Below are 15,023 nucleotides of genomic sequence, written 5' to 3' on the forward strand. Positions count from 1 at the left end.
TATAAAAATAGCTACAGCAATATTCTCATATTTGCTATAGCTATTTTTATGCGGACAATAAATGATGCTATCCACCTGAAATGAGTATGTTTCAATCCAGCATATTAGGCGCAAATATAAAAATCTGTATCTATATAAACAAGAGCAAAAATCAGGACTCAGAGGAATCTAATGTGGGTTCAATTTTTCCGATTTTACAACTATCCATTGCGTTACAGGTGCCATTGCTCGCCAGCCCAAAAATTTACCAATAGGTTCCGCCCGTTGGATGGCAATACGAATTAAATCACCACCGACTTTTTCATGCCATTGAAATAAAGTTTGCTCACCTTCTACCGTCACAACATTTGCTACCAAACGCCCACCCGGTTGCAGTGCCTCCCAGCAAACATCAAAAAGTCCTGTTGCTGTGACTCCACCACCAATAAAAATAGCATCTGGTGTAGGCAAGTCTTTCAGGACATGGGGCGCTTTACCTTGAATGATTTGCAGATTTGGAGTACCGAGAGTGGCGGCATTATCGGCAATATAAAGTAGTCTAGATGAGTTTTGTTCGATCGCGATCGCCCGACACCGAGCATTACTCCTCATCCATTCGATAGAAATTGAGCCGCAACCCGCGCCAACATCCCACAATAATTCTCCCGGTGTGGGAGCTAAAGCTGCTAGAGTGATTGCCCTAACTTCCCGCTTAGTTAATTGTCCATCGTGGTGGTAGGCGTTATCTGGTAGCCCTGGTAACTTTGGTAAAGGCACAACCCCAACATCAGCAATACAATAAACTGCGATCGCATTCAAAGCAGCAATTTCAGTTTGACCCCACAATGCAGCCGTACCTTCCACAATTCTTTCATCAGCACCGCCCATGCGCTCCAGTACGGTAATTGTACTGCCACCATAGCTGCGATTTGTCAAAATCTCGGCAACAATGGCGGGTGTGTCCTTCCCTTCGCTCAAAATCAGGAGTCGCGCTCCCGGATAGATGTAAGACTGGAGTAGGGAGGATGAACGACCATTCAAACTCAAGGTTTCCACCTCAGTTAAAGACCATCCAAGTCTGGCGCAAGCGAGGCTGAAGGTTGAAGGTGCGGGAATAATCGTCATTTCCGAGACAGGAATTCGCCGCATCAAGGTAACACCAATGCCGTAACACATCGGATCGCCGCTTGCAAGTACGCAAATCCACTGACCGCGACGCTGAATGATTTCCTCAACTGAGGCACTAATGGGGGATGTCCAGACTAGTTTTTCACGTTGGTCATTTGTAGGGAGCATTGCCAAATGGCGATCGCCTCCCACAATTACTCTAGCTTGATCGACTAGAGAACGAGCGATCGCACTTAACCCCTGTAATCCATCTTCCCCAATACCAACGATCGAAAGCCATTTCTCTGTCATCCTGAATTCTGACTCCTGAATTCTGAATTCTGACTCCTGACTCCTGAATTCTGACTCCTGAATTCTGAATTCTGACTCCTGACTCCTGACTCCTGACTCCTGAATTCTGACTCCTGAATTCTGACTCCTGACTCCTGACTCCTGAATTCTGTTTCCAGAAAATCAATTAGCTTTAACATTCAGCGCGTATTCTTTAAACCTTTCCAAATCAGCTTGAATCGTCGATTCAACTATTCGTCCCAAAAATAAGTTATCCATAATTTTTCCAAGAATGCCGGGGATGGCGTAGGAAATGGTCATTTTGACAATGCTACTACCGTTGCGATCGTAAAAGCGAATCGCTCCCTGATTCGGCAAACCATCAACAGATTCCCATTGGATAATTTGGTTGGGAATAACTTTGAGAATTCGAGATTTCCAAGTAAATTCTAAACTACCCGTCCTTAATTTCCAAAGAGATATATCTGGATTATCTGGCGGAATTTTCACCGAATCAATCCACTTCATCCACCGGGGCATTTGCTCCAAATCAGCCCAGAGGCTCCATACTAAATCTATGGGAGCCTCTACTTCTACCTGTACAGTATGCTCTAACCAGTCTGACATCTCTCTTCTTCTTCCTTCGCGTTCTTCTCTTCGAGACACTTCGTGAACGCGCCTTCGCGGTTCGTTATCTCTTCAAACTCTCTAAAATCACTTTAGCCGCCCGCCGTCCAGAAATAGTTGCTCCTTCCATGCTGTCGATATAGTCTTGCTGAGTATAACTCCCAGCAAGGAAGAAATTATCTACTGGTGTTTTTTGGTTGGGACGGTACGCATCCATCCCTGGCGCTTCTCGGTAGAGAGACTGAGCAAGTTTTACTACACTGTACCAAGTCATATTTAGCTCCCGCGACGAGGGAAACAGTTCATGAACTTGCTTAAGAACATGTTGCGCGATCGCTTCATTACTTTGGGCAATAAACGGATCTCCCGGTGTCAGCACTAGCTGCAACAAAGATCCCTGTCCTGGGCGATAATAATCAGCAGGGCTAGTCAACGCCAAATCCGCAAAACAAGAAAAGTCAGCATCGGCTGTGTAAAGTAAATTATCGATTCCAGCCGCATGATTTAGCTGTTTACGTTCCTCAGTATCATCCAATTCCGTTACCCAACCATCGAAGCGTAACTGCACTGTAGCCACTGGCACAGCATCTAGTTTGTAAATATTGTCAAATTCTGACCACTTACGCCATTCCTGCGGTATAATGCGTTGAATTCCTGGAACATCGCAGGCAAAAACGTAAGCATCAGCACTGATAGTTTCTACGCTATCACCTTGGGCAACTACTATACCAGTGACGCGGGTTTGTGCGTCTGACTCAGTAAACTGAATTTCCCGCACTTGCCGACGCGTGTAAACTTTGGTGCCTCTAACTTCCAGATATTCCAGAATGGGCTTGTGTAAATACTCATCGGGAGAACCTTTCAGCATTCGCAAAACTGAAGCTTCAGTTCTGACTGCAAATAACTGGAATATGGTTAACATACAACGGGCAGACATATTTTCGCAATCAATAAATCCCAATGCGTAGGCGATGGGGTTCCATAAGCGCTTGATGCTGCCATTACTCCCACCGTGACTGCGGAACCAGTCGGCAAAGCTAACTTTATCTAATTTGCGGATGGTTTTCATCGCCCCGTTAAAGTCTACCAATCCGCGAACTATCGGACTAGTACCCAAAGCGATCGCATTTTGCAATTTATCTTGCAACGATAGTTGAGAAGTAGTGAAAAATGCCTTTAAGCCATTGAAAGGCGCACCCGTAAAAAAGCGAAAATCTAAACCACCAGTGCGCCCCCCTTTATTAATGAAAGTGTGGGTATGTTCCTTGAGGCGTAAGTTTTCTAACACCCCCACTTTCTTCATCAAGTCAAATAGTTGGTAGTAGCAGCCGAAAAATACATGCAACCCCATTTCTAGATGGTTGCCATCTCCATCAACCCAGCTCCCAACTTTACCACCGATAAACGGACGAGACTCAAAAATCTCTACTTCACAACCAGCATCAGCTAAATCTACTGCGGTTGCTAGTCCAGCCAGTCCCGCACCTACGATTGCAACGCGCATTCCGTTGTTCCTTTTCAGTTTCTTTACAGATTGTAACTGGGTTGGTGTCGGAATTTGCTACTTGATATCGACTCCACCAGCATATTAAGGCTAGGCAATGTCGATACTAAAACATCTTTGATCGCTGCTTTTAGTCCCCAAAAATGACCAGACGCGAGAAAAACGCGTCTGTATCAGCTAGACAAACTCTTGTCCATTGCGGCGGACTCAAAAAAGTATCATAGCTATTTTTTTGGAGTTGTTCTACCATGTTTGTCGTTAAATTTGACTTAAGCCTAAAGGCTTTAAAAAGCTTTCATCCCCTGCCTGTTCGCGCAGCGCCTCCCCTTGGCAGAAGTACGAGATACAGAGATGTCGTACCTGAGTATCAAGGGTTTTCAGCATTTTCCTTATAAGTCATGAAAGTAATCTTATTTGTTTACATCTTTAGCTGTCGTCGGAGACAGGCAAACTTCTAATCAGTTCACGAATCACGTCGGTTGCGGGTCTACCTGTTTGTTGACAATATTTTTCTAGTTTTTCTGCTTCCTGTGTTGCGAGATTTACTGTTATGCGTTTAACCGCCCATTTTTTATTTGTCATTATCATGCTATTTGCTGTATGTTTTAACTCATTGAAAGAATCTAACTAAAGAGGAGGACGATAACAATATCAGAGTTTGTGTCACGAAACAAGTAATACCATTAATATTAAAAATGTTGATTTTGTCCCACGATTGATCATTTTCTAAAGAAATCAAAAAACTAGACTTTATTTGTTACTACTTTGACGGTAAAATAGTACAGACTTACTTTTGAAGATGATAACCCTACTAACAGCATGAGTAAACCCTGACAATGAAGTTTGATAAATAAATTTGAGACACCTACTGTTGACTCAATTAAGATTTCCAAAATTATTCTCCATTGAAAGCATTTGACCTTCTCTCTTCACCAAGCTCGCCAAATCTGCTTGGAGACGACATCTGGTACAAAACCAGAGAATAAAGCTTCAGAATCATTATGATGCTGAAATGCTGACTTACAGGCGGGTTAGAGTCATGTGTATAGCTCGTGAATCAGCACTTAGAAAGTAGGTAAACAAGCGATCGCTCTAGAATAAACATCCATCTATATCCATTGCAGATATGATGTTAGTTGCTGTTGTCGATCATAATATTTTAGTTTTGTTTCATGCTTTTCCACCAACTACCTGTAAAGATATAATGAAAATTGGCATTTTTTTTATCCTCTCTTTAGCGATGTACTTTGCTTTCAACTCAGCGATTTTTTTATTGTTCGTATTCATCTATTTGGACGTTATACCAATCATTTTTAGCCAATTAGGTCGCTAAAAATTTGACAGCAAACCTTCTGCTCAGATTTGAAGTAAGAGATAAATTACTGCCAAGAAAGTTTTGAGTTACAACTATTTATTATTTCTTAAGTATGATCATAAAAGTAATTGTATATTTTAATGTTTTTCGGTAGTCTGTCCATTATAGCTATTATTTATGCGCTTTAAATAATCTTCATTTAGACACTAAATAAGCTAATTTTCCTTCTTTATAAAAGAATTACAAAGAAAAAGATATACATCTGAACTTTTGCTTAACGATATTGATACATAACAAGATGCTCAACTCAAAAACGCCTGAAAAAAAGCTTCTGATATCTAAATACATCAGCTAAATTTGATTAAACCGAACTCTGTAGATAAATTTTTATTTAGCTGTAGTTATTTATACTGATAAATATCCAAATAAAATGAATGAAAAACTATGATAATACAGGGACTTCATGAAATTGAGGTAAAGTTAACTTCTAATTATTGGTCGCCTACCAGTATTTACATATACATGAATATGGATTACAAAGTGCCGCGCCCTGAGAGGTTCGCGGATGAAGAGTGCTGAATTAAAAGAACACAAAAATTCTGAGTATTTTTTACTTCACTCAGGACGGGCTAAACCCTAGCTATCCGCTAACAGAACTCAGGACTCAGCAATAAATGCAGTCAATATGCGAATCAAATACACATCAACTTAATTTCTCATAGCCACAATTTGAGATTGAGAATTACGCGAATTCGTGCAACTACTCAAATTCCAGTTGGGGCATTAGTTGAAGAGTGCCAATACCTAAATCTTTAGGTGAGAGCGATCGCGCTTCAAACAAAGCCATCATATCTCGTAACTGAGGATTACCACGGGAAGCTCCCGTTAGTCCTTTAGCAATGATTAAGCCACAGTAGCCCTGAGTATTTTTACAGCGCTGATTCCATTTTTTTCGGGCTTCTACATGAATCGGATCTTCATCTAAAAATTCACCAAATAGGAATAATTCGCCATTTTGAGTTTGTAATAAACCTAAATCGTAGCGATCGCCATCGAAGGGATCGGCACCTGGATTAAAGCAAATTGCTCTCAGTGCGCCTGCTGCTTCAATTCTTTCAATTACAATCTTAGCCTTGGGTCGGGAAGTTTGAATTAAAATCACTGGCAAACCGTCACCCACTTGTTTGATTTCACCAGCATTATGGTAGCTGATCCCCTTTTTGAGGGACTCCAACATTTCCCACGACACCACACCTAAGCTGAGGAAGGAATCTTCTGGTATCAAGTCATCTTGCAATGGTTGGAAAGATGGTGAGTCAGGGTTCTCAATCTCCTGATCATCAACATCAAAGCCTGCCATTTCCTCTAATTCTGCTGCTAACTGCGGCACGGTAGAGACTGTCACACTCAAAGATTTAGTTGATTCTTCCGACTGCGGCAGAGAAATGCGATAGCGACGGCTGAGGCTAGGGAAGATATCTTCATGAAGCTGGCGACGGTGATCGCGAATAAAGCGGCTCAGGCTTTCGATCGCAACGAACATTACCACTGCTTCCTCCTCATACAAAACAGACCGCAGTCCTTCTAAGGGGTGGATATTACCGAAAGTGGGGTCAATTTCCGATAATGGCAGATCCGCCAAATCACTTTCTTCATCCTCGTCTTCATCTTCATCTTCATCAGCACTGTCAAAAGTCAGAAACAGGCAATCTTGCTTGAGGAACGCTTCTTCTAGATGCTCCGTTGATTCTTCATCTGTTAAAACTGCGGCGCGAAACTGTTTTAAAGACTCTTCTGAGCGATAAAACAAAATCCCATACTCCATTCCCAGCATTCCCATAATTGAGGCGTAGAGTGTCCCAACATCCCAGTTATTAATCTCGATTGACAAAATTTGCTGTTCTTGCAAAAATTCCCAAGGTGCTGCTTGCCAAATTGCAAATGCCTTCTCTGGCAAGATTTGTGCATACTGTGGGGGTAAGTCGGGGGTTTGACTATCGAGGATGTCGGTGAACCCGCGAAACAGTTCGTCAATTAAAGGCAGTTCTGGTGCGTAGTCAATGGCAATATCCAAATCTTGCAGCACCCCCCGCAGATAAAATTGGATCTCCCGATCTCTGACTATAATTCTTTGGGGTCTGGCAGGTCTTGCCGGACTTTGGGGATGCTCCATTGCTTGCATTAAGGTGCGAACTATTGCTTCTGGGCCGATATCTGAAGCTACCACGTCCATTCCTCGGACAATGCCTTGGGAGTAATCTACCCAAAGAATGCATTCTCCTTTTGCCTCTGAGTCTGCTGAGTGCTGGTTTGGTGATGACAACGGACGGCGATCGCCCTCCCATACAGAAGGAATCTGAGCTAATTTCTTCAACCGACGACTGGTAGAGCGATTAAAACTTGTCATAGAATAAGTTAATCAAAAGAAGCAATTTGGAAGTAAACTTTGGGGGATAGCTAGCCTCGGATTAAGTTTTGATGGCTGCACCTGAAGGGTGGTTGCTTCTGTGGCTGCCGCAAGACTTGAACTTCAAAAATACCGAATCTATAAACACACTAAGTCTCTCAATTCTAGAATAAAAATTTTTGGCCGCTTTTGACGGAGTGTTTACAATTTGGCATCTAGCGACATCTAAGCCGCTAGAATGAATACAAAAACACTCAACGAGCAACCCACAGGCATTAACAAGCTGATTAGGGTAACGCTTAAACTAATTAAGGAGTTTAAAAAGCAGATGACACAAGCAATTCAGGCTCAACAACGCGGAATTCTGTTGAGCGAAGCCGCATTGCACCAGGTAAAATCCCTCCGGGACAGGCAAGGCACAGACTTCTGCTTACGGGTAGGAGTCCGTCAGGGTGGCTGTTCTGGGATGTCTTACATGATGGATTTTGAAGACACCAGTAAGATCACCCCTGAAGATGAAGTTTTTGACTATGATGGCTTCAAAATTGTTAGCGATCGCAAGAGTCTATTATATCTCTACGGCTTAATGCTCGATTATAGCGATGCCATGATTGGCGGTGGCTTTCAATTCACAAACCCCAATGCCAACCAAACTTGTGGTTGCGGCAAGTCATTTGGGGTGTAATATTGTCATTTGTCATTTGTCCTTTGTCCTTTGCAAATGACCAATGACTAATGACCAATGACCAATGACTAATGACCAATGACTAATACAGTTGAATCCCTGTTTGATACAGGTTTAGAACGCTATAAAGCTGGAGAATCAGTAGAATCTTTAATCCCTGTGTTTAAAGAAGTGTGCGATCGCGCTCCGAAAACTAGTGCTGCTTGGATTTGTTTGGCGTGGTTATATCTACTCGATAACAAACCCAACTTGGCTTACAAAGCCGCACAGAAGGCAGTCAAGTTAAATCCACAAGACCCCCAGGCGAGAGTCAATCTCGCCTTAGCAATGCTGGAAACAGGTCAAAAAGGTTTGCGGGAACACATTGACGTAGCACAGCAGTTAATGTTTGTCAATGAAGAATGGAGTGATGAAATAAAAAATAGTATTGAAGACGGTTTAACTAGAAAACCAGATTGGCAGAGTTTGACAAAAGTCAAAAATTGGCTGTTTGAAGGATGAGAATGGGGAGTGGGGAGTAGGGAGTAGGGAGTGGGGACAAGAGGGACAAGGAAAAATTATTGAATAAGTCTCTGTTGTCTACCTTGTTTCTTCCTATACCAACTTCCCATTTCTTATTCCTCATTTCTCATTCCCCACTCCCCACTCCCCACTCCAATCATGAAAGAGAAATTGTTAAATTGGCTAAACATGGCTTTAGTGGCAGATGTTTTTTTGGTTTTGTTTGGCTTTGGCTGGTTAGCGATCGCTGCGATCGGAGATGCGGCGGGAGTAAACTTGGGTTTGGATTTGTGGCATAAACTGTGGCAACCCTTGTTTAACCCAGCGATCGGCATCCTCATGGGCGGTGCCATTCTTAGCGGTATTATCAGTTGGGTTTCCAGAAAATTTCTCTCTAATCAATAGTCAAAGAATTGGGCAAGGGGCATGGGGCATTGCTTATTTCTCCCTCATCCCCCTCATCCCCCTCATCCCCCCACTCCCCACTCCCTTTTAACTAAGAATTTGCGTTAACGCTGATTGCAAATTAGGATATTTGTACTCAAAGCCTGTTTCCACGGTGCGTTTTGGGATGACTTGCTGACCTTCTAAAACTACTATAGCCCCGTCTCCTAAAAGAGCTTCGATCGCAAAACCAGGAACGGGCAACCAAGAAGGGCGATTCATCACTCGTCCCAAAGTTTGGCTTAAATCTGCCATGCGGACTGGGTTAGGGGCAGTGGCATTATATACGCCTTCAATTTCCGGTTTAGTTAAAGCTTGCAGAATCAGGTTAACTAAATCGTCTACGTGAATCCATGAGAACCACTGGCGGCCACTGCCAATAGGGCCACCAGCGAAGAGTTTGAAAGGTGAAATCATTTTACCTAAAGCACCACCATTGCCCAGAACAATCCCAAAACGCAGAATTACCAACCGGACACCAGCATCTTTTACCTTTGTCGCTTCTGCTTCCCAGGCTTGGGAAACTTGGGCGAGAAAATCGTTACCAGATACACTTGTTTCATCAAAGCTAGCCGTTTCACTGGTGCCGTAGTAGCCAATAGCCGAAGCGTTAATTAACACAGTTGGTTTCGGATTAGCGTTGGCTATTGCTTCAACTATTTTTTGTGTACCTAACTTCCGGCTATTGAGGATTTCTTGTTTGCGTTCTGGTGTCCAGCGTCCTTCACCAATGGGTTCTCCTGCCAAATTAACTACGCCATCACAACTAGCGATCGCATTTTGCCAAGAACCAGATGCATTTGGTGTATAACCAACAATTTCTAGATTGGCGTAAGCCTCAGATGGAAAAACCTTTTGAGCAAAGGCGGTGTTCCGAGTTAATACTACTATTTTATGACCTTCCCCGTGGAGTCGTTGTACCAAACGACTACCAACTAATCCTGTTGCTCCAGTAATTGCGACTTTCATTTTCTATCTCAGCCAAACTTTTATTGTAAAGTTTTTGATCAAACTTTTAGCTAGATCAGCAGAAGCCCACACTCACTCGAATGAGAGTGTGGGATGCCAGACGAGAGCGACGGGAAACCCGTCTACAGCGCTGGCTCATGAATGCGCGGGAGTGGAGAGATATAGTAATTAATGTATTTTGGCTATGCCAAAATACATTAATTACTATGTCGAACCATGACCCATATTCATTATATTTCCTGAGAGAAATATGGTATTATAGGTAAGTACAGACAAAGCCGAAAATGCTTGCTGTACAATGAACCTAGACAATCTAGAATATGGGGTTCCATTCAAGAATAGATATTTTTGTATCGTCTCCGTGAATGGGTAAAATTCTAGCGGTACTAAGGTAGAACATACTTTTTTGTACTTGTTCAAATCTGCGGCAGGGCATGACGTGGATTCAAAACAAAGCTCAGTTAATGTCTTCAATGAAGAGTCCCTGAGAAGCCTACACTGTACTGTACTCAGTCAGTGTAGGTATGTCACCTTACGGCACTTTCCTTGTCGATAGAACAGATGTGACTGTATATCCTGTAATCCCTGATCTCAAAACTCAAAAACTTTGCTTTTCTAATCACTTTACGTTTAGATGCTTCGGTATTATAGGATGGACGGAGTGTTGCAAGGCGTGGGGCTATTATGGCTCGCTATACCTGTTCATTTATTGTTTCTGTTCCTAGTGACCATCTGTTGCCGTTACTTGTAGAACTTCTACAGGAATCTCAGTTGGATATTCAATACCACACGGGCGAGTACATTATCGCTCGTGAGGTTCCCGGCAATGTTCCTTTTCCTAAATTAGTCACAGTAGAAGTACTGATTGATAAATCAAAATCTACTGAAATAGAAACCCGAATGAGTATTGTGATTAAAAATGAAGAACTACCACTCCAACTAGATAATTATTGCCGACAAATGTTTGAATTCATCAAGCAGGCTATTGAAAATAGTCGCCATTGGCATTTGATTGAAAGTCTTGCAGGATAATAGCTTTAGTGATTATGTTCACACTCCCACGACTTGAAGCCGTGGGATTATCAGACTGTTATTGGTGGTTATAATTCACTCTCCCACATCCTCTAATTCCTCGGCCATACCTGGGTTTATTAGTGTAATGTCGTACTCACTTGAATCCGTTTGTCCCAAACGCTGATTGTTTCTTAAAAGGTAATAAATAGCACGTACTTGAGGTCCAAAAACGATCTCGTCTTCATTTTTTAGATCGTGAGCTGGTATCTTACGTCCATTAATCATCAAACCGTTGGAACTAGGCTTACCTTTAGCATCGCCATCTACAATCCGGTAATAGTAGCTATGACTATTATGCTCTCGTGGCAATCTCACTAATGTGGCATGGCGGCGGGAGACAAACTGCGACATCAAACGGATATTACACTCGCGATCTCTACCGATAGAGTAGACGGGGTACTCCAGAGAAAATTCTTTGCGACCTTGATCGTCTTCAATAATCAGTAGATGGTTTTCATTGGTTTCTGCTGCCATTGACAAATTGGTGGAACTGTGATTTATCAAGATTTGTTTAGTATCGTATCCTGCCATTTTCGCGCACCATAAAGAAAGCTGTGGTGCTGATCTAAATAAGCTTTAAAATTGCATAATACCTTGAAAGAGTAGAACATGGCCGTTATACTCCAGTAGCTGTCAGTAACCCAGCCCTAAAGGGACTGGGCTTGTAAGAGAAATCAAGCAAGCCATACTGACTCTTTTGCACCCTGAGCGTAGTCAAGGGTAAGCGTTATTTGAGTCACGACACCCTGGAATGCGTAGCTAGTTCCCCGCTCTGTCGCTTGTGATTAAACAGTTCTAAGGTCACTGGAATAGTGTTGCTCTTCCTTTCAAGCTCTTATAACAGGTCGAAGCTAACATAACCCCGTAAGGGAGGCTCAAAAGAGCAAAACATTATGCGTACAGGGCGAAAAGTTTGAAGCGGTAATTGTCCCGTTGAAAGTGCAACACAATAGTACACCGAATTAAGTAACCCCAAGGCGATAATGGTTTCAAAATACCCACGGCGATTAAAATCGCTCGTGCCGCTTCCCTCCCAGCTTTAAAAAGCTGAGTTTCCCGATCCCGTGTATTCCTATGATAGCTTTGCTAGGTGTCTCAAGAGGCTTTGTGAACTGGTAAAACTTGACGGGGCGACTTAGTAAAGTTTTGCATAAAAGCGTAGCGTTTTTAATGTCAGCCGACGCATTGGCATTACCAGCTGAGGCATTGGCATTGTCGGCTGACGCACTGGCATTGCCAGCTGACGCATTAACATTGTCAGCCGACGCATTGGCATTACTAGCTGACGCATTGGCATTGTCAGCCAACGCATTGGCATTACTAGCTGACGCATTGGCATTGCAGGGTATTGCCAAATTTAATTTGCTACGAATTAATGAAATGCTGTAGTTAGTTTACGCCGTGTGCAACTTTCTCTCAAACCTAACCCCCAACCCTTTCCCTACTAGCGTTGGGGAGTAAGAATCAAAGCTTTTCTCCCTGTGGGGGAGAGGAATGGAAGCGGGGTATGACGGGGGCTTTAGGCATCACAACTCGTAATAATATTGAGTTTGTGACGACGCTAACAGAGCTAAAAGCCATTAATGCAGCAGCACCAGATGGGTTAAGGACAAAACCCAGACTAGGGAATAAAACACCGGCTGCTAAAGGAATGCCAACTGTATTATATGCAAAAGCCCAGAATAAATTTTGGCGGATTTTGTTGAAGGTGGCGCGACTAAGCTGAATAGATTCGACAACATCGTTTAAGCGATCGCGCATTAGAATAATTTCAGCAGTTTCCATCGCCACATCTGTCCCGGAGTGTAAAGCAATTCCGACATCTGCTTGGGATAAAGCTGGAGCATCGTTGATTCCATCTCCTACCATTGCTACAACAGAATGGGGAGTGGGGAGTGGGGAGTGGGGAGTGGGGAGTGAGGAGTCAGGAGTTACTTTTGTCCCTCGTAGCTGGAGAGACTGTATTGCAGCCGCTTTTTTGGCTGGGGGGACACCTGCTATTACATCAGCGCTATCTAATCCTAGTTGTTTGGCGATCGCGCTAGCTGCTTCTGGGCGATCGCCACTGAGCAACATTACCCGTAAGCCCATCTGACGCAACTTGTCTACAGTGGATCGAGCATCTGGTCTGAGGGTATCACTAACAGCAATTAATCCGGCTAAAGTTCTCCCAACTGCTACGCAAACAACTGTTTTACCATCTGTTGCTAAATCCTGTGCTATTTGTTGTGCAGTTTCACTAATGGCAATGCCGTGCCAATTCAACCAGTCCCAGTTACCCAACAGTACAACTGTCCCTTCTACCACAGCAGACACCCCTAATCCTGGTTCCGTGTGAAAGTCCACAGCCTCTGGAATAGCTAACTGTTGCCGTTGTGCTTCTTGCTGAATCGCTTTTGCTAGGGGGTGGTGAGTACCGCTTTCTACAGCTGCTGCTAGTTGTATTAGAGAGTGGGGTTCCCTACTCCCTACTCCCCACTCCCCACTCCCCATTCCCTCAATTAACAGGCAATCTGTGACAATGGGATTACCTGTGGTCAGAGTACCAGTTTTATCAAATACTACGGTGTCTAACTGGTGTACTTTTTCTAAAACGTCGCCGCCTTTGATTAACAGACCCCGTTCTGCGCCCATAGCAGTCCCGACAAGAATGGCTGTTGGTGTAGCAAGTCCCAAAGCACAGGGACAGGCGACTACCATAACTGCGATCGCTAGTTTTAAGCTGATTAATAGTGGGGAGTGGGGAGTGGGTAGAGACGCGATTAATCGCGTCTCTACGGAGTGGGGAGTGTGGCTGCTCATTGCCATGCCACCAGACATGGTGATATCAGTCCAGATGTGAGTGCCGAAAAAGTACCAAAAGACAAATGTTAAGACTGATGCTGTCAGCACACCGTAGGTAAAGTAACCAGCTACTGTATCTGCTAATTTCTGTACCGGGGCTTTTCGAGTTTGGGCGGCTTCTACTAAAGCGACAATTTGAGCTAGAGTTGTATCACTTCCAATACGGGTTGCCTGAATAGCGATCGCTCCTGACTGATTTAGCGTCCCCCCTGTCACCATATCTCCCGGTTGCTTGATTACTGGTACTGCTTCCCCAGTCAGCATTGACTCATCGACAGTTGTTTGACCAACCATCAATTCACCATCGACAGGGATTTTATCACCTGGCAGCACTTGTAACCATTCACCAACACGCACCTGTTCCGCAGGAATCTCTACACTAGAAGATCCCACTCCTGCTTTTTCTGGGTTGGCAATCAATCGCGCTTTGAGTGGCTGAAGTGCTAGCAATTTCCTAAATGCGGACGCGGCGCGACCTCTAGCTTGTTGCTCTAATGTCCTTCCCAAAAGAATAAACCCCAGCATCATTACTGGTTCGTCAAAGAAGCACTCCCAACCCATTTTGGGAAAAAGCAGCGCGACTAAACTGGCAATGTAGGCTGTCAGCGTTCCTAATCCGATTAGGGTGTTCATGTTCGGCGCATTTCGCCGCCAGCCTAGCCAGCCATCTACTAAAATCTGGCGACCGGGAATTAATAGCGCCACTGTCGCTAGTCCACAGTGAAACCAAATGTTATTTAGTACTGGCAACACTGAGCTACCAAGATTACCAAAATGTCCACTTCCAGATAATAGTAGTAATACCGCAGCGATCGCTAACTGCCTGAGTGAAGAGTGCATTTCTCGGCGTTGTCGTTCTGCTGGATCTGGTAAGGTAGATATCTTGCCTGCTATAGTGCCACTAGCTTTTCTCTGTTGAGTCGGGAATCCAACATCTGTTAATCGCTGTGCCAGTGCATCTGCATCTACCGCACCAGTTTCTGACTCTACGACTGCTACCTCTGTGGCCAGGTTCACACAGGCACTCTTGACTCCTGGATGTTGGGTTAGCTGTCGTTCTACTGCGTTCACACACCCAGCACACTTCATGCCGCCAACGTCTAGAATAATTTTCTCTAGAATTGGGTCAAGTTCTGGGGCTAGCTTAGTTTTCGGGACAAGTTGCATGGCAAGTGTTTGGATTCGCTACAGAAATTCAACGCCTGACTAAAAGCGTCTCTAATTCGAGCGTAGACGAAATATGGAACTACGACTGAGTGTCAACCATATTTAAATT

The 15,023-nt window shown here is 43.7% G+C and carries 14 protein-coding genes; 5 read left to right on the plus strand and 9 right to left on the minus strand.

All coding sequences use genetic code 11. The annotated features are described in order from the left end of the window. Positions 1-168: 168 nt before the first annotated feature. The 6 genes from cbiE to V7K27_RS13265 form a co-directional block, all read right to left on the minus strand. Positions 169-1,398, minus strand: a complete 1,230-nt coding sequence (cbiE, locus tag V7K27_RS13240) for a precorrin-6y C5,15-methyltransferase (decarboxylating) subunit CbiE (protein WP_334947819.1) — start codon at positions 1,396-1,398, stop codon at positions 169-171. After that, positions 1,395-1,577 carry a hypothetical protein gene (locus V7K27_RS13245; RefSeq protein ID WP_334947821.1) on the minus strand — a complete coding sequence of 61 codons (183 nt, stop codon included), beginning with the start codon at positions 1,575-1,577 and terminating at the stop codon, positions 1,395-1,397. The genes cbiE and V7K27_RS13245 overlap by 4 nt, the downstream gene beginning before the upstream one ends. Beyond that, complete coding sequence (locus V7K27_RS13250; RefSeq protein ID WP_334947822.1) at positions 1,561-2,004, minus strand: SRPBCC family protein; 444 nt, start codon at positions 2,002-2,004, stop codon at positions 1,561-1,563. The genes V7K27_RS13245 and V7K27_RS13250 overlap by 17 nt, the downstream gene beginning before the upstream one ends. Positions 2,005-2,068: 64 nt before the next feature. Further along, a complete protein-coding gene (gene zds, locus V7K27_RS13255; protein ID WP_334947824.1) occupies positions 2,069-3,508 on the minus strand; it encodes a 9,9'-di-cis-zeta-carotene desaturase in 1,440 nt (479 codons plus the stop codon). 426 nt (positions 3,509-3,934) lie between these two features. Continuing rightward, positions 3,935-4,096, minus strand: coding sequence for a CopG family transcriptional regulator (locus V7K27_RS13260; protein ID WP_334947826.1), 162 nt, complete (start codon positions 4,094-4,096; stop codon positions 3,935-3,937). A gap of 1,487 nt (positions 4,097-5,583) precedes the next feature. Further along, positions 5,584-7,230, minus strand: a complete 1,647-nt coding sequence (locus tag V7K27_RS13265; RefSeq protein WP_334947828.1) for a DUF6930 domain-containing protein — start codon at positions 7,228-7,230, stop codon at positions 5,584-5,586. 328 nt (positions 7,231-7,558) lie between these two features. Between V7K27_RS13265 and V7K27_RS13270 the strand changes: the two genes are divergently transcribed. From V7K27_RS13270 to V7K27_RS13280, 3 genes are all read left to right on the plus strand, one after another. Continuing rightward, on the plus strand, positions 7,559-7,915 hold the full coding sequence (locus V7K27_RS13270; RefSeq protein WP_292823481.1) for an iron-sulfur cluster assembly accessory protein: 357 nt from the start codon (positions 7,559-7,561) through the stop codon (positions 7,913-7,915). Positions 7,916-7,993: 78 nt separating this feature from the next. Then, a complete protein-coding gene (locus tag V7K27_RS13275) occupies positions 7,994-8,416 on the plus strand; it encodes a tetratricopeptide repeat protein (protein WP_334947830.1) in 423 nt (140 codons plus the stop codon). A gap of 159 nt (positions 8,417-8,575) precedes the next feature. After that, positions 8,576-8,821, plus strand: a complete 246-nt coding sequence (locus tag V7K27_RS13280; RefSeq protein WP_334947832.1) for a hypothetical protein — start codon at positions 8,576-8,578, stop codon at positions 8,819-8,821. A gap of 87 nt (positions 8,822-8,908) precedes the next feature. Here V7K27_RS13280 and thyD read toward each other — a convergent pair whose 3' ends face one another. Continuing rightward, positions 8,909-9,829, minus strand: coding sequence for a thylakoid membrane protein ThyD (gene thyD, locus V7K27_RS13285; RefSeq protein ID WP_334947834.1), 921 nt, complete (start codon positions 9,827-9,829; stop codon positions 8,909-8,911). A 684-nt stretch (positions 9,830-10,513) separates the two neighbouring features. On the opposite strand from thyD, the gene V7K27_RS13290 reads away from it, so the two are divergent. Continuing rightward, positions 10,514-10,861: a hypothetical protein gene (locus tag V7K27_RS13290; RefSeq protein WP_334947836.1), complete on the plus strand. Its 348-nt coding sequence runs from the start codon at positions 10,514-10,516 to the stop codon at positions 10,859-10,861. A gap of 75 nt (positions 10,862-10,936) precedes the next feature. On the opposite strand, the gene V7K27_RS13295 is transcribed toward V7K27_RS13290, so the two are convergent. Continuing rightward, positions 10,937-11,434, minus strand: a complete 498-nt coding sequence (locus tag V7K27_RS13295; RefSeq protein WP_334947838.1) for an FHA domain-containing protein — start codon at positions 11,432-11,434, stop codon at positions 10,937-10,939. A gap of 639 nt (positions 11,435-12,073) precedes the next feature. On the opposite strand from V7K27_RS13295, the gene V7K27_RS13300 reads away from it, so the two are divergent. Then, entirely contained in the window at positions 12,074-12,292 is a 219-nt protein-coding gene (locus tag V7K27_RS13300; protein ID WP_334947840.1) for a hypothetical protein, read from the plus strand. Between the two features lie 75 nt (positions 12,293-12,367). Here the strand turns inward: V7K27_RS13300 and V7K27_RS13305 are convergent, their stop codons facing one another. Further along, positions 12,368-14,914: a heavy metal translocating P-type ATPase gene (locus tag V7K27_RS13305; protein ID WP_334947842.1), complete on the minus strand. Its 2,547-nt coding sequence runs from the start codon at positions 14,912-14,914 to the stop codon at positions 12,368-12,370. Between the last annotated feature and the right edge of the window lie 109 nt (positions 14,915-15,023).

Origin of the sequence: Nostoc sp. (genome assembly GCF_036919575.1) — a bacterium.
In the GTDB taxonomy this organism is placed as follows: domain Bacteria; phylum Cyanobacteriota; class Cyanobacteriia; order Cyanobacteriales; family Nostocaceae; genus Nostoc.

Coding starts and splice junctions, on each gene's coding strand:
- cbiE (WP_334947819.1), bottom strand. CDS start 1,398: ATGACAGAGAAATGGCTTTCGATCGTTGGTATTGGGGAAGATGGATTA.
- V7K27_RS13245 (WP_334947821.1), bottom strand. CDS start 1,577: ATGTTAAAGCTAATTGATTTTCTGGAAACAGAATTCAGGAGTCAGGAG.
- V7K27_RS13250 (WP_334947822.1), bottom strand. CDS start 2,004: ATGTCAGACTGGTTAGAGCATACTGTACAGGTAGAAGTAGAGGCTCCC.
- zds (WP_334947824.1), bottom strand. CDS start 3,508: ATGCGCGTTGCAATCGTAGGTGCGGGACTGGCTGGACTAGCAACCGCA.
- V7K27_RS13260 (WP_334947826.1), bottom strand. CDS start 4,096: ATGATAATGACAAATAAAAAATGGGCGGTTAAACGCATAACAGTAAAT.
- V7K27_RS13265 (WP_334947828.1), bottom strand. CDS start 7,230: ATGACAAGTTTTAATCGCTCTACCAGTCGTCGGTTGAAGAAATTAGCT.
- V7K27_RS13270 (WP_292823481.1), top strand. CDS start 7,559: ATGACACAAGCAATTCAGGCTCAACAACGCGGAATTCTGTTGAGCGAA.
- V7K27_RS13275 (WP_334947830.1), top strand. CDS start 7,994: ATGACTAATACAGTTGAATCCCTGTTTGATACAGGTTTAGAACGCTAT.
- V7K27_RS13280 (WP_334947832.1), top strand. CDS start 8,576: ATGAAAGAGAAATTGTTAAATTGGCTAAACATGGCTTTAGTGGCAGAT.
- thyD (WP_334947834.1), bottom strand. CDS start 9,829: ATGAAAGTCGCAATTACTGGAGCAACAGGATTAGTTGGTAGTCGTTTG.
- V7K27_RS13290 (WP_334947836.1), top strand. CDS start 10,514: ATGGCTCGCTATACCTGTTCATTTATTGTTTCTGTTCCTAGTGACCAT.
- V7K27_RS13295 (WP_334947838.1), bottom strand. CDS start 11,434: ATGGCAGGATACGATACTAAACAAATCTTGATAAATCACAGTTCCACC.
- V7K27_RS13300 (WP_334947840.1), top strand. CDS start 12,074: ATGTCAGCCGACGCATTGGCATTACCAGCTGAGGCATTGGCATTGTCG.
- V7K27_RS13305 (WP_334947842.1), bottom strand. CDS start 14,914: ATGCAACTTGTCCCGAAAACTAAGCTAGCCCCAGAACTTGACCCAATT.